The organism is Pantoea sp. SO10 (assembly GCF_005281435.1).
GTDB lineage: Bacteria > Pseudomonadota > Gammaproteobacteria > Enterobacterales > Enterobacteriaceae > Pantoea > Pantoea leporis.
The window spans coordinates 2,684,156-2,704,746 of sequence record NZ_CP040095.1; the positions used below are offsets into that span (position 1 = coordinate 2,684,156).

Genomic DNA, 20,591 nt, shown 5'->3' on the forward strand with positions numbered 1-20,591 from the left:
GCTGCACTGGCAAAGTGAACTCTGATTCAAAGGACTGCAATGGGAGTAAACCCCAAAAAAGTGGTGCTAATTGCATTTCTATTCAGTACTGCTTACAAACTATGCACATTCCGTAGCGGCGCGATTCATCGCGCGTACCTGAAATTGGCATTGCGCAATGAATTGCGCCGCTACGATTAGTGTGCGTTACGATTTAACGGCGAAATAAGGCATAGCCACCTGCTCGCCATTGATCACCACCGAGATGAAACCTTTAGGTTCGCGCGTATCCACCTGTTCCGGCTTTAGCGCGCGCGAGGCCAGCAGCAGATCGCCCTGCTCGTTACCGCCGACGCCGGCTTTGCCGTTGTGCAGGCTAAAACGCTGCGGGGCCTGTTGCGCTGCGCTGCCCGGCGCGCCTTTGTCCATCACGGCGTCAACGCGCGCGCAGCGACCGGTCAGGAAGCGATCCTTGGCGGTGCTTTTGATCAGCACAGCGGTGGTCGGCGTCCAGCCCGCTAACTTCACGAACACTTTGGTGTCGGTATCGGTGCGCGGTTCGAAACGTACCTCCACTACCGGCGAGCTACCTTCCGCTGACCAGCTGGCTTCCGCTTTGTTTTTCTTGCGCTGCAGATGAATCACCGCGCGACCGCCGGTGCCTTTACCGTCGATGACATCCATCAGCGGCTGATTGGCAGTACCGTTATTAAACTGTGACTGACCAAATACCTCGATCTCCCAGCTATCGCCCACCGTAGGCGAGTAGAAGTTGCCGAGTTCAAACCAGGTTTGCTGATCGCTGTTGTTGGTCAGGCGGAAGCGCGAGGTGATGTAGTTGTATTTCAGACTGCCATCAATGGCGACGCCGTAAGATTCAATGCGCGTTGAGCCCATTTCCCAGATGTTCAGCCAGCGCTCGCCTTCCAGCGAGTTATCAATCCAGCTGCCCGACTGCAGATTGGTCTGGCGCATATTAAGGCGCGAGTTACGCGCGTTAAGCGGGTTCTTACAATCCTCAATGCTTAGCGCATCGACAATCCACTGGCCGTTCGAGATATCGCCAGGGAAATCGCTGTGCTCAATCCAGCCGTTGTGGATGATGGATTGGCTGCAGCGCGGCAGATTCAACACCATGCCGCCTTTACAGTGCTGGGCGTTGAAGTTGGAGAGCTCAATCGCGGTGCTGTGGTCCCAGGCACCGGCCTTTTGCCCCGACCAGCTGGCCTTAATCACATCGCCGGTACAGGCGTTGGCGTACCACTGGTCGATTTTGCAATCCAGCGTATCCAGCAGGCTGAGCGAAACGCCGCCCACCTGATTGAAGCGCAAGCAGGCACCACGGAAGAACTGGCCGCCCGGACAGGTATTGCGGAACAAACCCTGCTTGTTCGGACGCTTGTCGGTATTGCCGTTGAAATTCAGGTTGGAGATTTCCGTCCAGCGCGCATTCACCTGGAACAGGAATTCGGAGCGACCGTCGGAAACCAGCGTGGTCGCCGGGAAGTAACCGAAGTTGACCATCGCGCCGGAAATGCGGAAGAAGCGACGTCCTTCGTCACCGAAATCACATTCAGAGACAAAGAAGGTGCCAGCCGGGAATTGCACGCAAATCTGCTGGCTGGCATCAATCGACCATTGATACATGGCTTTGATCGCCGGTGCCGTGTCGGTTTTGCCGTCGGCAATAGCACCGAAATCAAACAGCGTCAGGCGATTAAAATCTTCCACCACGCGACGCCAGGTAAAACCGTTGCCGCTGAAGTTCACGCCGCCGTCATCTTTGCCATCACCGAAGGTGCCGACGAACTCGCCGCCGCCCACTTCCAGCCCTTCGTGCCAGCTTTTCAGCTTGATTTTGGCACCGGCAAACAGCGGACGGGTTTTGCGCAGCTCTTCAACCGATGGGATTTCACCAATCAGCTGGTAACCATTCGGCTGCGCCAGACGCTGGCTGAAGTTGCTTTGATTAGGGCGCGAGACATCGCTGATGGAAAACAGCGTGTGGCCCTGATCGTCCTCCACCACCATTGAGTGCGCGGGATTGGCGATCAGCGCCGCATTGTCGTGAATGAACTGAGCAAAGTTGCCCTTGTTCAACGCAATCGGCTGGCTGATTTGTGACACTTTGCCATTGGCATCGCGCAGAAACACCGGGATCTGATTGCCGGCCTGGCTGGCATCGCTGCCCGCTTTACCGATCCACAGTTTGCCCTCGAAGTTCTGCCAGAATTGCGGCGGCATGGTATAGACGTTTTCTGGCGTCAGAATCGGCACATCGCCTGCCGGTACGCTGGCAGGATCGACGGATTTTAACGTTGGCTGACCACTTTTTGCGGCGTAGCTGGAAAACGCACTCACTGAGAGCGCAGTAACAATCGAGGAGGCTGCGGCCTGCAAGACTTCTCTTCTTTTCATGCTTCAATTCCCGTGGTTGTGCGGCCAAAAAGGATTCCCGAGGCACGATAATTGTCGCTAAACAAGGGCGAGCCAGCTCTGCTTGATCTGATTACCGTCAAACTTGAGCGCGGTTTCTTTGGTTTTTTCACTCATGGCGTAGAACAGGCCATCATCACTGGCGAGCTGCTCCATCCGCTTGATAAAGGTGGTTTTGTCATTCATCGGCACCAGGAAGCCATCTTCACCGTGGTTGATGATCTCCTGCGGCCCGGTTGGGCAATCGTACGCCACCACCGGCAGCGACCAGGATTTGGCTTCCAGCAGCACCAGCGGCAAGCCTTCATAGCGCGACGTCATCAGCGCCATGTCGCTTTCGCGGTAGTAATCGTTGATGTTGCTGACTTTGCCGACAAAGTTAACGCTATTAGTGATACCTAACGCCGCAGCCTGATCGTGCAGCTGCTGGCGTAGTTCGCCGTCACCGGCAATCACCAGTTTCCACTCGGGATGTTTCTTGCTGAAGTCGGCCCAGATATCCAGCAGCAGGTCGAAGCCTTTCTGGTTATCAAGACGCCCCACCGCCAGCGCCTGACGGCTGCGCGTTTGACGTTGAAACGCTTTGTACACCACCGGATTGGGGATTTGCTGGCTGGCAATATTCCAGCGGTTAAACACCTGATGATCTTTGTAGGTCAGGACGATCACCTGGTCGTAATAGCGCAGCATCAGCCACTTCAGCAGCTTAATCGGCTTGCTGAACGAGTTAATCGCAATGTGTTCGCAGGCATACGCCTTGAAGCGCTTCTTCTTCAGCGCCATCAGATTCCAGAAGGCGAACATCACGCTCAGGCGACCCATGCTGATCAGGAATACGCTGTCAAAGCCTTCCCGATGAATGCTGCTAACGGCGCTTTTAATTGGGTTGCTGTGGCCTTCAAAGCTGACAATTTTTTTCACCCGTTCGAACGGATAAAAGGTTTTGCCATGGCCTTCCAGCGAGTAAATGGTGACTTCATGCTGCTCGCCGAGGCACTCAGACATAAAGTTGCAGATGTTTTCCGTGCCCGCATACGAGTAGGCATCTTTAATCACCAAAACGATCTTTTTCATACAATCCTTTCCACCTCAAAAATATATAAGCAGCTAAATCACCGTTGCGCTTAGCGGTGTTTTAAGGCAAAAAGAACCCCGTTCACCATGTACCATGTATAATAGTAATATACTTTTAACGGATTGTTTTTATAGATAATTCTTAATAATTCGAGGTGCCACTTCGCCGCTTTATTTTTGTTGCGCGACAGTGAATCGCCCAACTCGTAATAGTTGACCAGGGTTTTCTGGATCACGCGGGCTTGTTTGTAGCGGAGGAACAACTCATAGAGGAACAGGAAGTCTTCGTGGCCTTTACGCTGGAAGAAGATGCCCTGTGGAGGACGGCGGAAACACACCGAGGAGAAGCAAACACGATATTGCTTCTTCACGAAGTTTTCCTGCTGTAGGTAGGGTTTGCTGTAGTTGATATCGTGGTCAGCGGTTTTGGTTTTGTAGTGATAATGCGTGATCACGAAATCATCGCCGGCGGCGATCGCAGCCGTCTGTTCGGCCAGTTTTTCGCGATGCCATTCGTCATCGCTGTCGAGAAACGCGATGATCTCTTCTTTCGCCGCGCGCAGCCCCACGTTACGGGTTTCGGCTGCGCCCTGATTGACCTCGTTGTCGAGAATGGTGATACGCGCGTCCTGACAATGTTCACGCACCAAGGCGAGTGAATCATCGGTGGATTTGTCGTTGATCAGGTAAAGATGCCAGTCGCTGTAGGTCTGGTTGATGATCGACTCAACCGCGCGCAGAACGGTATTTCGCGCGTTATACATCGGCATCACAATACCGACGGTGCCAACATGATTTGTCATTTGTCTACCCGGAGTTTCAGGAACCAAAAAATTGCCCCCGTGTAGGGAGCAAGTGAAAGTGTTTAAAAGTGAATCAGGAGACGGCTCTTCTGCCCGAGAAGCGCGACTTCACCTTATCGAGCAGGCGATTCATGAAGTAGGCGCGATTGTCACGGTTGGTGAGGAAGAAGTAGCGTGCAAAGCTGAGGCTGGCCTGCAGCGATTTACCATCCATCTTGTAGCGCAGCGGCAGCTTGAACGCCTTGTAAGTATGGATGTCACGCGTGGTCAGATGCGGCTTCATGGTATCGAGCCAGAAGAACGAGTATTTGACCGATTCGCCTTTGTGCTTGGAACCAAATTTGGTCACCAGATGGTAGGTTGCCAGCGGCTTATCGATCATCACGAAGGCATAACCCATGCGGTCAGCGCGGATGCAGAAGTCATAATCCTGATGGCGAATATAGCGCGCGTCAAACTGGATTTGCGCCGCATCTTCGCGCTTCAGCACAATGGTGCTGGTTTGAATAAAGCCGTAACAGCCAAACAGATACTCGGCCACGGTTTCGTTTTTGCCGGGCGGTTGCATCGGCATCACCTTGAGGAAGCTGCCATCCTGATGGATGTTCACCTGACTAAAGATGACGTAGCGCGATTTGCCCTGCGCTTCCAGTTTGGCGATGGTTTCACTCGCCACCAATAACTTGTCCGGATGCCACTCATCGTCGGCATCGAGGAAGCTGATAAAGTCGCCGGTTGCCAGCTCAATACCTTTGTTACGGGCGCCAGCGCCGTTGAGTTTGACCTCAGACAGCTCCAGTTTGATAGCCAAATCCTGATAACGTTCGCTGCGTACCACCTGCGCCAGTTCAGCCGCATCGGCCGATTTGTCATCAACAATAATGACTTCAAAATTGCGATAGGTTTGCGCTTTGACGCAATCTAGCGTCGTGACAATCGATTTCGACGCGTTATACGCGGGAATAACAATTGAGAAGCGAATCTCCTGCATTGCCAGCACCTCATTAAAAAAGTTACAAAATCAATGATATAACTTGTGGGCTCAAAAGAATAATGGGTGATGTCCTAATTTGTCGGCGAGGTCTTCATCGCCACTTTCTTCTTGTTGCTACTGCCGATAAACGGTTTCTCGACAAACAGATACGTCAATTTCGCCACATAGAAGGAGGCGACAAAGAACAACGTTGAAAGCAAGGTGTAGAACAGGAACGAATGCGGATAGAGCGTTTCCGGGATCTGCTTGATGAAATAGAGCACCACACCGTGAATCAGATACAGGCTGTAACTCACCTCACCAATCGACATCAGGGTTTTGTTTTCCAGAATGCCAAACACCGCGTTGCCGCTGCTGACAATAAAGAAGATCACCGTCAGGCAGCAGAGGAAAATCAGATACCAGAAGGTGTTGCTGGTAAACGACAGCGAGAACAGCGACAGCACAATCACCGCTAAGCCGGCCAGGCTGGAGGTTTTGTAGTGCGCAAACATGTCGCGATATTTATACGCCAGATAACCCATGGCGAAGCCCAGCACCGGACGCGGATCGGTATAGGTTTTGCCCCACAGACGCAGGCCAACCGCCACGCAGAAAATCACGCCGATCGAGCCGAGAATCAGCAACGTTTTGTATTTACCTTTGGTGGCGCGGTTGAGCACGTAAATCAGCGGAATCGACAGGTACAGCAACCATTCGAGGCGCAGCGTCCATTCCACACCGGCGTTGACATCCGCCGTCAGGAAATCACCCATGCGGTAGCTGCCAATAAACAGCAACCACAGCACGGCATCTTTTACTGCCGTGAGGCTATAAGTGAGATCGCCCTGCACCACGCCTACCGCGATGATGACAAAACCGGAGAACCAGAACATCGGGACGATACGGCGGATACGCGACTTCAGCAGCTTGTGCGTCAGCTGCCCTGGCGTCAGGGTTTCATTATCCAGCCAGCGATAGAACAGGAAGGCGGAGATCATGAAGAACAGCAGTACACCGAATTTACCGGAGTTAACGAAGAAGTTGCCTTCGGAGAACCAGGCAAAATAGTCTTTATCGAACACCCACTGACCATCCAGCGAATAGATGTAGTGCGCGAAGTGTGAGAACGCCACGATGCTGGCCAGCAGCGCGCGCATGCCAGAGATACTTTTAATACCGCTACTGTTGTACACGCCTTTGTGGAAGGAGAATACTCGCAGAATGATTAGCGCCAGACAAAATGACAGCACCATGATTAATACATACATGTCAGCTCCTGAATCTGAGTTGGGTTAGCTGCTGTGCCGCGACAAAACGCTATCGAAAGTGCTGCTTAAGACGTTGAAGGTTCTTTCTGCTTTCTGCTTATAAAGCATCTCGTTCGGGTGAATGCAATCAGGCGACATCTCAGATTGCCAGTCACGGTTCTGCTTGATGGCGCTGTACTGCTTCACAATCGGTACCTGCTGCTCTTTAGCCACTTCATTTAACTGATAAACATACGGCCAGACGTTCCAGCGCTCGGCTTTGCCACAAATGGGATTCGGTTCCTGTAACACCACCAGCTTGTTATTCGCTTTGGCGCCTTTTACCAGCTCGGTGATGATGCGCTTATACTCTTGCGGCGTTTCAATGCGCTCGCCTTTATCTTTGAAGAAGTTGATGCGCGCATCGTTGATGGCATAGTTAATCAAAATCATATTGGCATCGGATTTCGCCATGCGTTCTGACCAATCCATCGGCGTATTGTCTTTGTCGTAAACCAGCACCGAAACCTGTGCACCCGGCATGCCGTGGTTCTTCACCTCAATGTTGTTGCCGTATTTCTCACGCAACATCTGCTGCAAAAAACTCACTTCATTATTTTTACTGAGGATATTGCGATTGCCCGACGCGGTAACGCCAGCGGTGGTGGAGTCACCGTAGGCGGCGATGATAAAGGTGCCGGGATGATCCTCTGCCTGCGCCAGAAACGGCGCAGAGGTGATCAGAATTGCCAGTAAAGTCTTCCGCATATTTCCTCTCATCGGTTAATGAAACAATTTGAATTCACGAGCAACTTCATAGCCCACAACGGCCTGCTTCAGTGAGATCGTGTTGTAGTAGAGGTAATAAACAAGGAAGAAAGCGAACATCGCAAACATCGCGGGTTTCAGTACGCGTTTTGACTGGAAGATTAGCGATGTCAAAATAATCGGTTCGACCTGCAGCAGATAATTCGACAGGCGCGCACCCGATGAGTAGTTGTAGAAGAAGATCCTGATGCCGCCGCCGATGGCAAAAGTGAGAATCAACAGGTAGTTCAGCTTCCACACGTCGTACTGTTCGCGCTTGAGCTGGTTGCTCAGCATGAAGTAGACAAAGATAAACACCAGCATGATGTTTTTCAGGTTGGAGACTGACACCACGCTGCCGTCACCGGCATTCGAGGCTTCGTTACTGTAGCCTGCGGCCCTCTCGCCCATCGATCCCAGATGTCCGGCGATCAAGGCAATAAAGCCGGTCCCGCCCACCACCGAAAGTGGCACACTGAATATAATGATGGCCACCGGCCACCAGCGCGATTCCCGAATAAACAGGAACGGAATGATGGTCACCACCATTACTGCGGTGTTGTGGCTGAGGAAGGACAGAATAAAGAAGGCAAACGCCCACCAGTATTGCTTGAGGTAGATAGTCCAGATCACGCCAAGGAACAGCGCCGAGCTGAGGCCAAAACGAATCTGGTTTACGTCTTTGTTGATAAAGATATGCGCCGAGTAAAGCGCCAATGCCAACACCGGATACGGTGACATCTTTTTGAAGAAGATGGCATTGGTTGAAACTGCCAGAATACTGAACACAAACAGGAACACGCTGGCATTGTGTGAAAACAGGCTGGTGATCCACGCGATAGCAAAAATCAGCGGTTCATAACGGAAGAAGGCGACGGTGTTGGCAAAACCGTTGACCTCAATACGGCGGACGAAGTCGGCAAAGAAGCTGCGATATTGATAGTCGTCCATCCCGGTACCGAGACCGCGAATACCGGCAAAAATAATCAGCGTGACCGTGGCGATGCACAGCAGGTAAGTCAGAATATGGGTGGTGCGTTCGTCTTTCTTCAACAGGATTTCGACCAGCGCAAGCAACAGCAAAAACCCTGATAAATACCAATATGGAGCCATGGTGTGATTCCTTAATTCCACAAGTTCTCGTGCCAGCGGTGGCTTTTAATGGCGTTATAGAGAGAATCACCTGTGTAAATCGTTGCGTGTCGTCATTCAAACGGTGCGATCAAAAGGGGCGGTCAACCCGCCCCTTTCTTCACCGGATTACCCTCATCATTAACTGTGAATGACGGGCAAATTAACTTTTGGTCGGTTTGCCATACTCGTAGTCGTAATAGTCGTAACCGTAACCATAAGAGTTGGCGGCTTTACGCACCACGGCGTTAAGGATCACACCTTTAATCTCAATACCGTTCTGGGCAAAGCGCTTGAAGCTGACATCCAGTTCTTTCGGCGTGTTGGTTTCGAAACGCGCCACCATTAGCGACGTACCGGCCAGCTTACCGATGATGGACGCATCGGTGACCGCCAGAATCGGAGGCGTATCAATCAACACCAGGTCGTAGTTCTTGCTCGCCCAATCCAGCAGCTCACCCATGCGACGATGCATCAGCAGCTCAGATGGGTTTGGTGGCACCTGACCGCGTGGCAGGAAGTCAAAACCGTACGGGCCTTTCTGAATCAGCGCCGGGCTGAACTCGGTTTTGCCTGACAACACGTTAGACAGACCGGATTTGTTATCGGCTGACAGCAGTTCGTGGGTGTAACCGCGACGCATATCACCATCGATGAACAGCACACGTTGGCCCGCTTTGGCGACCAGCGTTGCCAGGTTGGCACAGATAAAGGTTTTACCAATACCTGGGCTGGCGCCGGTGATCATCAGGATGTTGTTTTTCGCTTCCATCATCGCGAAGTGCAGGCTGGTACGCAGGCTACGAATCGCTTCAATTGACAGATCAGTTGGATTGCCCAGCGCCAGCAGCGTTTCGTGGGGATCGGTTTTCACCTTGTTGCCACGACGCGCCAGTGCTTCGGTATCTTTCTTACGTTGCCATTCTGACAGCGGTACGCTGGCATAGACGTTCATGCCCAGCTCTTCCAGCTGCTCTGGATTTTCGATGCCGTGATGCAGCAGCGCTTTCAGCAGCACCAGACCAACAGAAACCATCAGACCCAGAATCACGCTCGCCGCGATGATCAGCAGTTTCTTCGGTGCCACCGGGCTGTTGCCGGTTGCTGCGCCATCGATGATGCGTACATCACCCACGGTGCTGGCTTTACTGATACCCAGCTCTTGCTGACGGTTCAGCAACTGCATGTAGATTTCCTGACCAGACTGCACATCACGCGTCAGACGCAAGATCTCTTGCTGCGTTTGTGGCATCTGAGAAATCTTTTTATTCAGCTGCGCCTGCTCACCTTCCAGCGTTTTGCGTTTTTCCAGCAACGCGCGGTAGGTTGGGTGATCTTTAGTAAACAGCTGAGACACTTCGGCTTCACGGAAGGTCAGTTCGTTCAACTGGCTCTGCACGCTGACAGAAGAATCCAGCGCCGATTTCGCTTCCAGCGACAGGTCAACCGACTCGTTCTGGCGACGGAAGGTATTCAGCTTGTCTTCGGCATCATCCAGTTTGCCACGTACTTGCGGCAGCTGGTTGCGCAGGAATTCCAGGCTTTTTTCCGCTTGCTCAGATTTACGTTCAACGTTCTGCAGCAGGTAGTTATTGACGATTTGGTTCAGCACTTTGCTGATCTGCTCTGGATCTTCACCCAGATACTCCAGACCCAGCACGCCCGTGTCTTTGCCTTTATCCGCAACGGTCAGGTTGGCCAGCACCGAGTTAATCGCCTGCAGCTCGTTCAGTTTGGTAACGCTGAAGCTGGTGCCTTCATCGGCATTGATGCCGCTTACCAGCATGGTCACATCACCGTGCGTTTCCAGCTGACCGACTTTACCTTTGAACAGTTCATCACCGTCCGCTGACACGGTATACGAGTCAGGACCGGTCACTTCCAGTTCAACAGTACGCTTATCGATGGTGCGTGGAATTTCCAGGCGGGAGATGGCGACGGTTGATGGCTTGTTACCCATCAAACGCGACAGACCTTTACCAATCACCGGGAAATAGTTCTGGGTGACAACGGTGTCCAGACCCAGATCGTCAACGGTTTTACCGATAACCATGCGCGATTCCAGAATCTGAATCTCGGTATCGGACGCCGGCGTTGGCGGCAGAATGCTGTCTAACTCATTCAGTACTGAGCTGGCATTCTTCTGTTCAACCTGGACTAACGCATCCGCGCTGTAGATTGGTGTAGCAAACAGTGTGTAGAGCGTGGCTACCAGCATGAAGAAGGCGGTAACGGCAACAATGATCCAGCGATGATCAATCAGCTGTCCCACAAGATGCGCCAGATCCCATCCATTCGAATCTTCCTTTGGCGCGGTCATAACCTTGTTTTTGATATTCATGGATATTCCCAACTATCGGCTTAATACGTTGACCCATTTCTGGGTAGCGTTTTCCAGTAACCCGTAGACCTCTTCAAAGGCCTCGCGACTTTTTTTGTACGGATCCGCAATTTCCTGCTGATTGAGCCAGTGGCCAAGCAGCATGGTCTTTCCGCGTGCGGCTGGATCGATGCGATTCACCTGTTCAATATGGCGCTTTTCCATTACCAGAATCAGGTCATAGTCACGGCACATGCTGGCCGTTAACTGCTGAGCCTGATGCCCTTCCAGCGACACGCCGTGTTCGGCGGCCACAGCCAGGGCTTTCTGGTCCGCCGGATAGCCTTGCAGCGCGCTGAGCCCTGCGGAGGCAATCCGGATGTTTGGTAGCGCGCGTTTGAACAGACGCTCCCCGGTGGGGGAGCGGCAGATATTGCCGACGCAGACGACTAACACGGACTTAATCATGGCGAACCCTTAGTTCGACCAGTTGCGGAAACGAAGGGCCGAGGAGCTGGCATCGTCAATACCTACGATGGTCGGCAGCAGGCCCGAAATCACACGGTTCCAACGGGTGATTGGTGTCGCGGTGACATAGACGATGTCGTACGGCTCCAGTTGGAATTCGGTGCCCATCACCATCGATGCCGCATCTTTGGTATTCAACTGATAGATGTTGGCGATCTTGGTGCGGTTGGCGCCGCGAATCGGACGAATCACGAACACGCCGGTGGCATCAGAGGTGGTCTGATCCATACCCTGCGAGTTGCCCAGTGCTTCGGCCAGCGTCATGCCGCTGCGGTCCATCTTCAGCGTTGACTGCTGCTTCACTTCACCCATCACGAAGACTTTGAGATCGTCGTTACGTGGTACGTAAAGGATGTCGCCCGGATAGAGCAGATGGTTTTGGCTCAGGTCGCCGTTTTGCATTAGCGCCTGCAACGAAAGGCGTTGTTCTTTGCCGTTGTGCGTCAGCACCACGTTGCGCCAGTCAGCGTCAGCCGCTAAACCGCCGGCGGCGTTGACGGCATCCAGCACGGTCAGCGGCACGTTAGTGATCGCCTGTTGTCCGGAGGTGGTGACCGAACCGGTCACGTACGCTTTCTGCGAACGGAACGAGGCGACGTTAACGTCAACCTGCGGACTTTCGATGTATTGCGCCAGACGACGCGCCACTTCGCTGCGGATCTCGGTAACCGTTCGGCCTGCTACGCGCACTTTACCGATGTACGGGTAGAAAATGGTGCCATCTGCCTGTACCCAGTTACCGGTGTCGCTGGCGCTACGGTACTGACCGGCAGGTGTGGTCAACTCTGGGTGATCCCAGACGGTGACGTTAAGCACGTCGCCGACACCGATACGGTATTCGTAGCTCTGAATTTCATTTTGCAGCATCGGGTTAGCCTGCGCGACTAACGGCTTCGGACGCATCTGTTCAACCAGACGCGGCGTCAGCGGGAAGACGTTGACATATTTGTCGATGTCATAGTTGCTATCCTGTTGCTCTATGACATCTTTTCCACTGGTGGAAAGGTGAGAACCCGGCTCAATGGTGCATCCGGAGAGAAAAGTCGCGGATACCAGTAAAGGTATCAATTTAATTTTCATTATCATCTGATTCTTCGCTATCAGTTATTGATTGATAGAGGCGAAATCGCCCGCTGTGTAGCGTCTTACAAAAATGGAATGTGACGGGTTAAACACTGAAACTGTGGGTCATTATTATGCGCTCCCTTGGTTTTATGTTGTCACCGAGTCTAAAGACGACATCAATTAAAATGGTTATACAGACTCAATCAGTGCAGCTGTCTAATAACGACACACCCAGCACCCGCAGTTTTCAACCGGGAAGCTTCATGCCCTCCCCGGCTTCGCTGTCTATCAATAGGCGCCGTCGCGTTTCAGCACTACGCCAACCGTCTTAAACAGAATCGCGATGTCATTCCACAGCGACCAGTTCTTGACATACCACGAGTCGAAATAGACGCGTGTTTCATAGTCAACGTCGTTACGACCGCTAACCTGCCACAATCCCGTCATGCCTGGTTTCGCCATCAGGTAATAATCGACATCACCGGCATAACGGCAGAGCTCATCTTCAATCACCGGGCGCGGCCCCACCAGGCTCATATCGCCACGTACCACGTTCCACAGCTGCGGCAGCTCATCCAGACTGGTTTTACGGATGAAATGGCCGACTTTGGTAATGCGCGGATCGTTCTTCAGTTTGAAATCTTTATCCCACTCGGCGCGGGCAACAGGATCGGTACGCAGTACCTCTTCCAGCACCTCTTTCGAGTTAATCACCATTGAGCGGAATTTCAGGCATTTGAACTTACGGCCGCCTAAGCCCACACGTTCATGACCGTAAATCGGTGGTCCGCCATCGCGGCCAACCATAAATCCAAGGACCAGCAACGCCGGGGACAGCGCGAGGATAATGCTCAGCGCGCCGACAATATCGAATGCACGCTTAAGGAAACGTGATGTGCGCTTCGCCAGATTGTTATTCACACGCAGAATCATCACTTCATGGCTGAAGATGTAAGCCATGTCGGTGCCGTACAGCGGTACACCTCGCAGTGTTGGAATAACAGAAACCGAACGGCAATTGTGCATCGCCAGGGTTTTCAGCCAGTGATCGCGGTGTTGGCTCTGTTCGAACTCCACCGCCACGATGAACTGGGTTTCGCTGTTGGTCAGCTGCCACAACTCTTGTTCGTTGTGCAGCACAGGTACGCCTGAGATGCTGGCCTGTGGGCTGCTCTTATCGACATCGAAGAAGGCGATAACATCGAAGCCCATCACTTCTTCGCTCTGCAGCGCCTGCCAGGCTTCCTGAGCATTGCGGCTGCTGCCGATGATGATGGTTTGCTTCTTCCACATGCCGTAATGATTCAGCACACGCTTAGAGATGGCGCGCGCTAAAGGAATCAAAATCAACGCCAGAACCCAGGTCGCTACCCAGACAAAGCGCGACATTTGCCACTGTGAAAGGGCTGAAATTGACAAATCGATGACAGAGAAAATAAGAATGGTACGAAAGATCTCTTTGAGCTCGAACCAGAATGGCTTGCGATAGGTATAATGACGCAGGCGAACCCAGAACCAGCCCACGCAAATAACGGAAAGCGCAATGTGCGTAGCAATTTTTAAATGCAGGTATTTTTCAGATATATCTGCCAGTGGAGAATGGGTAAACGAATTAATCAATGCCATCGCAATAAATAATGCTGCGTTGAAACAAATTAAATCCGAGCACGCCAGTAAAATTTTTGTCAGAAGACTTTTATATGTAATTTCGTTATCGCGCATAGTTAACTCTTTTATATTATTTCTTTAATCCCTAATGCCTCAACGCTGTTTGATAAATGAGCGAAATATTCACTGCATTTGTTGAGGCAATCTGCGGTAAATTCTCTGAGGCCAAATCAATTCTCACAATAGTAAGCAAGAGAATTGTGATTAATACCAACAGATTAGTCCGACTTCCCTTACCACAGTGGCAGACCATTAAACCAAGAGAAAGGCGCTTCAGGCACGCTACCGCCCTTGGCTGTCGCTGCCAATACCGCTTTCATCCTAATTACAACTTGTTTTATGCGGCATTTTTGCGCTAATTACTGGCCGTGGTCCGCGTGCGATCACAGTTCGCAACATTAAGAGGCTAAGGAGCACGCTATAAACAACTTTGGCGCAGACATTTACTAACACGTTGCTATACTAGTTATTACTGGCTTGTTTACAAGTAGGCCCCGTGTTCCCTGCACTATTTTAGGAAAAAGACTACCAGCGATAAGTATTGATGCCAGCCCTTTCAGGCCATTCCCCTGCAAAATTCAGATTAATTCGATACTCAACCCCGCAATAGACTGCATTAAAAATGCACGCGGTTATCTGCTGAAAAAAAATAATTGTCTCTTTCATTCAGGTGCAATCTTTATCCATACTTTCATCTTATCGGTGCAAATCGGCAATCAGGGATATTCTTCTCATATGGCTGACCCGCCGATTGACCGAGTCAGCGGCTATTTACAGGCTTAACGCCGTTTCACTATCATCAGATTAAGCGCATAACACAGACATTAAGGTGATTAACACATGTTGGAGTGGATCATTGATCCGTCGCTGTGGGCAGGATTAGTAACGCTAATCGTTCTGGAGCTGGTGTTGGGCATTGATAACCTGGTTTTCATTGCCATCCTCGTCGAAAAGCTGCCGCCGAAGGAACGCGACCGTGCGCGCATTATCGGCCTGCTTCTCGCGCTGGTGTCGCGTTTAGCGCTGCTCGCCTCACTTTCCTGGCTGGTAACCCTGACACAACCGCTGTTTACTCTGTTGCACCACGACTTCAGCGCCCGCGATCTGCTGCTGCTGTGCGGTGGATTCTTTCTTCTTTATAAAGCCACCACCGAGTTAAACAGTCGCCTGGAAGGCGCTGACGAGGAAACTGGTCAAAATAAGAACGGTGCTAAATTCTGGCCGGTGGTGGCGCAAATAGTGGTGCTGGACGCCATCTTCTCGCTGGACTCGGTGATTACCGCCGTTGGCATGGTCAACGAGCTGCCGGTGATGATGGCGGCAGTAACGATAGCGATTCTGCTGATGCTGCTGGCGAGTAAGCCGCTGACGCGTTTCGTTAACGGCCATCCGACCATCGTGATTCTCTGTCTGAGCTTCCTGCTCATGATCGGCTTCAGCCTGGTGGCCGAGGGGTTAGGCTTCATTATTCCGAAAGGGTATCTTTACGCGGCGATTGGTTTCTCTATCGTCATTGAGATACTCAATCAGTTGGCGATGTTCAATCGCCGCCGCTTTCTCACTGCCGGCCGTCCACTGCGTCAGCGTACGTCAGAAGCCGTTTTGCGCATTCTGCGCGGCGAGGCGCAGCGTGCGGAACTGGACGCCGATACCGCGTCACTGGTAAGCGATAGCGAAGAAGGTGCGCTATTTAACCGTCAGGAACGGCGCATGATTGCCCGCGTGCTGGGGCTGGGTCAGCGCCAGATTAATAGCATCATGACGTCGCGCCACGACGTCGAGCATATCGACCTCACCGAAGATCCGGCGGAGATTATGGCGAAGCTCGATCGCAATCAACACACACGTATTCTGGTGACCGAACAGGGCCGCGACCCGCTCGGTGTGGTGCATGTGATTGATCTCCTGCATCAATCGTTGCACAGCAAATCACTGGATTTACGCTCGCTGATTCGCCAGCCGTTGATCTTTCCTGAGCGCGTCACCTTATTACAGGCGCTGGAACAGTTCCGCAACGCGCGCACCCACTTCGCCTTTGTAGTGGATGAGTTTGGTTCGGTGGAAGGCGTGGTCACGCTGAGCGACCTGATGGAAACCATCGCCGGCAATCTGCCGAATGAAGGGGAAAAAATCGATGCGCGCTACGATATTCAAGTGCTGCCCGACGGCGGTTGGGTGGCGAATGGTCATATGCCGCTAGAGGATTTAGCCGTCTACGTGCAGCTGCCACTTGATGAAAAGCGCAATTACCACACGCTGGCGGGATTACTGATGGACAGCCTGCAACATGTGCCGCAGGAAGGCGAAGAGTTACAGATCGGTGATTATCTGCTGCGAACGTTGCAGGTAGAAAATCACCGCGTGCAGAAAGTGGAAATAGTGCCGATAGCACCGTAATTAACCTGGTCGCCGCACGAACATGCTGCAACTGCCTGAGTGCAAGGCGAACGAAAGTCGCTCTTGCGCTTAACTGTTCGGCATTGCGCCCTTAATGGCGCCCCTACGGCTGCTTCGCCGGTTGCTGGCGATCCAGCCACTGATTGAGCCGCGACTTAGCTTCGCTTTGCAGTTGCTGACGCACCACATCATCCACCGGCAACGAGTACTGCAGATTATTCCAGCCGCCGTACATGCGCAGCGGAATAGTTTGCTGGTTCAGCAGCGCAGCTAATTTATCGTCGCCCTGCCAGCCGCGCAGCATCATATTAATGGTGACGTCGAGCTGCTGTTTAACCATATCGACATTGCCTTTGGTTTGCACCGCCAGACGACTGTTGCCGCCCTGCAGATCCGGCAAGCTGAAGATGCCTTGCTTGAGACTCACGCGCCCGCTCAACTGCTGAATGCCCTGGTCGTCGGGTTGATCGTTGGTGACACGATTACTGACGCGCGCCACCGCACGGCGCACCATCTGCTGCAGATTCAGCTGCGAAAGCTGCAAATTAGTGGCTTCCAGATCCGCACTGCCCTGCCAGTTACGTTTTGCCTCTTCAATGCTCAATCCAGCACCGCTCACATCGCCTTGCAGTGAAACCGTGCCTTGCAGCGTTTCTGGCAGTTCTAATGCTTTCAGCAGCGGCGCAATGGCAATGTTATCCAGCTCAGGCTGGAACGCCACTTGCGTCACCGGTTTGCGGATATCCACCGAACCGGGAACGGAGAAATGGCCTTCGCCAAATTTGCCTTGCAGCTTACTCAGCGTCATCAAACCTTGCTGATTGCTGGCATCGATCTGCAGGTTGGTCAGCGTCAGGCCGCGCCACACGCTGCTATCGGCGGTGAGATTGAGCGTCAAATCCAGCTGATTCAGCGGCGAGTTGCTGTTATCACGCATTCGCGGTTCAGCAATCACTGGCGTGCTCACCACATTGGCTCGCTGCGGCGCGCTGCTATCCGTCACCGGTGCATTCGCCATCAACGCGTCGATGTCTAAACGAGTGGCATGCAGCGCCAGATTAAGCTGCTGCGGCAGCGCCAGACGCCCCTCGGCGCTGCCATCCAGTGCGCTGTCATTGGCGGTGAGCTGCATCTTCTGTAGGGAAAAACGCTGATTGTCACCGTTCCATTCGCCCTGCCCGCTCAAGGTGCCTTTGATGCCTTGCGTCGGCAGATTGGCGCCGTCGATGGCGTAATTCAACTCATCCAGCTGCCCGACCAGACGATGTGGATATTGCGCCACATTCATTTGCCCTTTGAGATTGACGCTAACATTGCGCTGATTACGCGAAATTCGGGTAGCCAGATTGATGCTGGCCTGTTTGCTGGCATCCTGATCGAGGTTGAGATTGAGGTCGCGGAAATTATACTCGTCGCCGCCGGGCTGCTGCCAAATCAGCAGGCTGTCGGCGAGACGCAGTTTGCCAATAGTGAATGACCAGCCGTTATCGCTGCTGCTCACCGGCTCGGCATCACCCGGGCCCACTGGCGCGCCGCTCGGCTTTTGTGCGGCGCTGTCTGGCGTGACGCGGATGATGGCGTTTTTCAGCATCACCTGGCTGACGCTAAGCTGATGCGACAACAGCGGCCAGAGATGGACATCCAGGCGCATATTATCGGCGGTGACCATCGGCTGCGTCGCACCCGGCGCGGTCAGACTCATGCGTCCGGCGAGAATGCTAAGCTGCGGCCAGACGTGCCAGCGCAGATCGCCGCCTACCTGAAGCTGATAACCACTGCGCTGTTCTACCTGCTTTACCATGTAGGTACGAAAGTCGTTGGGATTGACCAGCAACACCAATGCCGTCATGCCCGCCACCACCACCACTAACAGGATGGCCAGCGTTGTTATCACTCTTCTCATCACATCCTCATTGCCTTCATACTTCACGTTGCAGCAGCGTTGGCTGCGCTCGCTCACCCCGGCCACTTACTGATAGTCAGTCTTTGTCGATGCGGCTGGCATCCGCGCCCTGCTGACCACGATATTTGGCATCTTCGCGACGGTTATACGGTCGCGCAGCCGGGCCCGACAGCGGCTCAAAGCTCAATGCACCAATTAACATACCTGGACGCAGCGCCAGCGGCAGTTTGCCTGAATTATAGAACTCCAGCACGATACGGCCTTGCCAGCCCGGATCGATACGGTGCGCCGTGACGTGCACCATCAAACCGAGGCGTGCCAGCGACGAGCGGCCATCCAGCCAGCCGACCAGATCGTCAGGAATGGTGACCGATTCCAGCGTCACCGCCAGCGCCAGCTCGCCAGGATGCAGGAAAAAGGCTTCGCCTTCCGGCAGCACAATCTCGTCGCTCATCACGCGGTCCAGCGCGGCACTGACTTCATGCTTTGGACCACTCAAATCAATAAACGCCGCCGTATGACCGCTAAAAGTGCGGAACTGATTGCCGAGGCGCACATCCACCGTGGCGCCGTTGATGCGTTCCACTGGCGGGCGCGGCTCAATCGCCAACTTTCCGTTGTCCAGCCAGGCTTCAATATCGCGATCGCATAATCTCATCGCAGGTACTCCATGAATTAAGTGTAGCGAATGGCTACGACAGCGCGTCACGCCGGGGCGGACGCCATGTCGTCAAAGATACTGATTAATCTTGGCCTTGAGGATATCAATGGCGATACGGTTTTTTCCGCCGCGCGGCACAATGATGTCAGCGTACTGCTTGGAAGGTTCAATAAATTGCAGGAACATCGGACGCACGGTCTTCTGATACTGGCTCATCACCGAATCCATGGAGCGACCGCGCTCATTCACATCGCGCTTCATGCGGCGCATCAAACAGATATCCAGCGGCGTATCGACGAAGATAGAGAAATTCATCTCCTGACGCAGGCGGGCATCGGTTAACAGCAAGATGCCTTCGAGAATGATGACTTTCTTCGATTTGAGATGAATACAGTCGCTGGTGCGGGTGTGCTCAACATAGCTGTAAACCGGCAACTCAATTTCCTGACCAGCTTTAAGCGCGCGCAGATGCTGCAACAACAGATCATGATCCATCGCACTCGGATGGTCATAGTTGGTTTTCACCCTCTCTTCCATGGTGAGGTGGCTCTGATCTTTATAGTAGGCATCTTCGGGGATCACACCGATATGCTCGTCACCGACCTGGTCACGGATTTCACGATAGAGCGTGCTGGCGATAAGACTTTTTCCGGATGCGGATGCACCTGCGATGCCAACGATCACGCACTGATGAGACTTGTCAGTCATACTTTTTTAAGACCTGATAACTGGAGCCTGCCTAAGCCGAAGCTGCAACGGGCCGAATGAGAGGGTTAGTTGGCGGCAATTATAGGTATTTCACCGGGTTGATGCCAGAGAAATGGGCCAACGGCTTTTCAGAATATCCCCTTTTGCAGCCAGACGCTTAATCGATACACTGTTCATCTGCCAACACTGCAGCCGGCGTTGGCACTCCGAATATAGCCGCAAGGAAAAGTATGAGCTGGAAAACCCTGACCTATTTTGGCGACAGCATGTTGCTGATCCCGACCGCGGTGATCATCGCGCTGGTCTTGCCATGGAAAAGCGACAACCGCCAAACCGTCTGGTATTGGGTGCTGGCGTTTGGTCTGGCTGGCCTGGTGGTGAGCGTCTCGAAAATCCTGTTTCTCGGCTTTGGCATTGGTAGCGCCCGATTCAACTTTACCGGCTTCAGCGGCCACAGCGCGATGTCGGCCACGCTCTGGCCGGTGATGATGTGGCTGATCTCCGGCCGCTGGTCGCCGCGTTGGCGCCTGTTTACCATTGGCATCGGCTATCTGATCCCGTTGATGGTTGGCCTGTCGCGCCTGGTCATCCACGCGCACTCCAAAAGCGAAGTGCTGGCGGGCCTGATGCTTGGCTTTACGCTTAGCACCGCATTCCTGCTGACGCAGCGCCGCACTTCACTAAAGGGCTTTAGCCTGCCGCAGATTGGCGTCGCGCTGCTGGTGCCGCTGTTGCTGCTGAGCCACGGCCGCGTCGCCACCACGCAACAGTTCCTCGAACGCTTCTCTGCCAATCTTGCCGGCTTAGAAAAGCCGTTTACCCGCGCCGATCTTTTTCGCTAATCCCGTTTGGCCCTTTGCGCGCAAAGGGCCAATCAATTCAGTGAAT

Annotated in this window: 16 protein-coding genes; 2 read left to right on the forward strand and 14 right to left on the reverse strand. The window is 53.1% G+C overall.

Annotation, left to right across the window (positions count from 1 at the left end):
* Window positions 1-186: 186 nt before the first annotated feature.
* The 11 genes from FCN45_RS12490 to wbaP all read right to left on the reverse strand — a co-directional run bounded on the left by FCN45_RS12490 (window position 187) and on the right by wbaP (window position 14,088).
* Window positions 187-2,397: a phage tailspike protein gene (locus tag FCN45_RS12490; RefSeq protein WP_137386115.1), complete on the reverse strand. Its 2,211-nt coding sequence runs from the start codon at window positions 2,395-2,397 to the stop codon at window positions 187-189.
* A 57-nt stretch (window positions 2,398-2,454) separates the two neighbouring features.
* Window positions 2,455-3,489 (reverse strand): glycosyltransferase, encoded by a 1,035-nt coding sequence (locus FCN45_RS12495; protein WP_137386116.1) that lies wholly within the window; start codon window positions 3,487-3,489, stop codon window positions 2,455-2,457.
* A 50-nt stretch (window positions 3,490-3,539) separates the two neighbouring features.
* Window positions 3,540-4,292 carry a glycosyltransferase family 2 protein gene (locus FCN45_RS12500; protein ID WP_137386117.1) on the reverse strand — a complete coding sequence of 251 codons (753 nt, stop codon included), beginning with the start codon at window positions 4,290-4,292 and terminating at the stop codon, window positions 3,540-3,542.
* A gap of 73 nt (window positions 4,293-4,365) precedes the next feature.
* Window positions 4,366-5,283: a glycosyltransferase family 2 protein gene (locus FCN45_RS12505; protein ID WP_101763367.1), complete on the reverse strand. Its 918-nt coding sequence runs from the start codon at window positions 5,281-5,283 to the stop codon at window positions 4,366-4,368.
* A 74-nt stretch (window positions 5,284-5,357) separates the two neighbouring features.
* Window positions 5,358-6,536: an acyltransferase gene (locus tag FCN45_RS12510; RefSeq protein WP_137386118.1), complete on the reverse strand. Its 1,179-nt coding sequence runs from the start codon at window positions 6,534-6,536 to the stop codon at window positions 5,358-5,360.
* A gap of 24 nt (window positions 6,537-6,560) precedes the next feature.
* Window positions 6,561-7,283 carry an SGNH/GDSL hydrolase family protein gene (locus FCN45_RS12515; protein WP_137386119.1) on the reverse strand — a complete coding sequence of 241 codons (723 nt, stop codon included), beginning with the start codon at window positions 7,281-7,283 and terminating at the stop codon, window positions 6,561-6,563.
* A 15-nt stretch (window positions 7,284-7,298) separates the two neighbouring features.
* Complete coding sequence (locus FCN45_RS12520) at window positions 7,299-8,435, reverse strand: EpsG family protein (RefSeq protein WP_137386120.1); 1,137 nt, start codon at window positions 8,433-8,435, stop codon at window positions 7,299-7,301.
* Between the two features lie 181 nt (window positions 8,436-8,616).
* The gene (gene wzc, locus FCN45_RS12525; RefSeq protein WP_137386121.1) at window positions 8,617-10,794 is read right to left on the reverse strand and encodes a tyrosine-protein kinase Wzc; all 2,178 of its coding nucleotides are present in this window, start codon (window positions 10,792-10,794) and stop codon (window positions 8,617-8,619) included.
* Window positions 10,795-10,806: 12 nt separating this feature from the next.
* Window positions 10,807-11,241: a protein tyrosine phosphatase gene (locus FCN45_RS12530; protein ID WP_101763362.1), complete on the reverse strand. Its 435-nt coding sequence runs from the start codon at window positions 11,239-11,241 to the stop codon at window positions 10,807-10,809.
* 9 nt (window positions 11,242-11,250) lie between these two features.
* Window positions 11,251-12,381 (reverse strand): polysaccharide export protein, encoded by a 1,131-nt coding sequence (locus FCN45_RS12535; protein ID WP_101763361.1) that lies wholly within the window; start codon window positions 12,379-12,381, stop codon window positions 11,251-11,253.
* Between the two features lie 273 nt (window positions 12,382-12,654).
* Window positions 12,655-14,088: an undecaprenyl-phosphate galactose phosphotransferase WbaP gene (gene wbaP, locus FCN45_RS12540; protein ID WP_008104880.1), complete on the reverse strand. Its 1,434-nt coding sequence runs from the start codon at window positions 14,086-14,088 to the stop codon at window positions 12,655-12,657.
* A gap of 786 nt (window positions 14,089-14,874) precedes the next feature.
* On the opposite strand from wbaP, the gene FCN45_RS12545 reads away from it, so the two are divergent.
* Window positions 14,875-16,431: a TerC family protein gene (locus tag FCN45_RS12545; protein WP_137386122.1), complete on the forward strand. Its 1,557-nt coding sequence runs from the start codon at window positions 14,875-14,877 to the stop codon at window positions 16,429-16,431.
* Between the two features lie 103 nt (window positions 16,432-16,534).
* Here FCN45_RS12545 and asmA read toward each other — a convergent pair whose 3' ends face one another.
* From asmA to udk, 3 genes are all read right to left on the reverse strand, one after another.
* Window positions 16,535-18,334, reverse strand: a complete 1,800-nt coding sequence (asmA, locus tag FCN45_RS12550) for an outer membrane assembly protein AsmA (RefSeq protein ID WP_137386123.1) — start codon at window positions 18,332-18,334, stop codon at window positions 16,535-16,537.
* A gap of 76 nt (window positions 18,335-18,410) precedes the next feature.
* Window positions 18,411-18,992 carry a dCTP deaminase gene (gene dcd, locus FCN45_RS12555; protein WP_007888946.1) on the reverse strand — a complete coding sequence of 194 codons (582 nt, stop codon included), beginning with the start codon at window positions 18,990-18,992 and terminating at the stop codon, window positions 18,411-18,413.
* 72 nt (window positions 18,993-19,064) lie between these two features.
* Window positions 19,065-19,703 carry a uridine kinase gene (gene udk, locus FCN45_RS12560; protein WP_008104883.1) on the reverse strand — a complete coding sequence of 213 codons (639 nt, stop codon included), beginning with the start codon at window positions 19,701-19,703 and terminating at the stop codon, window positions 19,065-19,067.
* Between the two features lie 230 nt (window positions 19,704-19,933).
* On the opposite strand from udk, the gene FCN45_RS12565 reads away from it, so the two are divergent.
* Window positions 19,934-20,545: a phosphatase PAP2 family protein gene (locus FCN45_RS12565; protein WP_101763357.1), complete on the forward strand. Its 612-nt coding sequence runs from the start codon at window positions 19,934-19,936 to the stop codon at window positions 20,543-20,545.
* The last annotated feature ends 46 nt before the right edge of the window (window positions 20,546-20,591 follow it).

Excerpts from the sequence above, each read along its gene's own strand:
- FCN45_RS12490 (WP_137386115.1), bottom strand. The coding sequence starts at position 2,397 with ATGAAAAGAAGAGAAGTCTTGCAGGCCGCAGCCTCCTCGATTGTTACT.
- FCN45_RS12495 (WP_137386116.1), bottom strand. The coding sequence starts at position 3,489 with ATGAAAAAGATCGTTTTGGTGATTAAAGATGCCTACTCGTATGCGGGC.
- FCN45_RS12500 (WP_137386117.1), bottom strand. The coding sequence starts at position 4,292 with ATGACAAATCATGTTGGCACCGTCGGTATTGTGATGCCGATGTATAAC.
- FCN45_RS12505 (WP_101763367.1), bottom strand. The coding sequence starts at position 5,283 with ATGCAGGAGATTCGCTTCTCAATTGTTATTCCCGCGTATAACGCGTCG.
- FCN45_RS12510 (WP_137386118.1), bottom strand. The coding sequence starts at position 6,536 with ATGTATGTATTAATCATGGTGCTGTCATTTTGTCTGGCGCTAATCATT.
- FCN45_RS12515 (WP_137386119.1), bottom strand. The coding sequence starts at position 7,283 with ATGCGGAAGACTTTACTGGCAATTCTGATCACCTCTGCGCCGTTTCTG.
- FCN45_RS12520 (WP_137386120.1), bottom strand. The coding sequence starts at position 8,435 with ATGGCTCCATATTGGTATTTATCAGGGTTTTTGCTGTTGCTTGCGCTG.
- wzc (WP_137386121.1), bottom strand. The coding sequence starts at position 10,794 with ATGAATATCAAAAACAAGGTTATGACCGCGCCAAAGGAAGATTCGAAT.
- FCN45_RS12530 (WP_101763362.1), bottom strand. The coding sequence starts at position 11,241 with ATGATTAAGTCCGTGTTAGTCGTCTGCGTCGGCAATATCTGCCGCTCC.
- FCN45_RS12535 (WP_101763361.1), bottom strand. The coding sequence starts at position 12,381 with ATGAAAATTAAATTGATACCTTTACTGGTATCCGCGACTTTTCTCTCC.
- wbaP (WP_008104880.1), bottom strand. The coding sequence starts at position 14,088 with ATGCGCGATAACGAAATTACATATAAAAGTCTTCTGACAAAAATTTTA.
- FCN45_RS12545 (WP_137386122.1), top strand. The coding sequence starts at position 14,875 with ATGTTGGAGTGGATCATTGATCCGTCGCTGTGGGCAGGATTAGTAACG.
- asmA (WP_137386123.1), bottom strand. The coding sequence starts at position 18,334 with ATGAGAAGAGTGATAACAACGCTGGCCATCCTGTTAGTGGTGGTGGTG.
- dcd (WP_007888946.1), bottom strand. The coding sequence starts at position 18,992 with ATGAGATTATGCGATCGCGATATTGAAGCCTGGCTGGACAACGGAAAG.
- udk (WP_008104883.1), bottom strand. The coding sequence starts at position 19,703 with ATGACTGACAAGTCTCATCAGTGCGTGATCGTTGGCATCGCAGGTGCA.
- FCN45_RS12565 (WP_101763357.1), top strand. The coding sequence starts at position 19,934 with ATGAGCTGGAAAACCCTGACCTATTTTGGCGACAGCATGTTGCTGATC.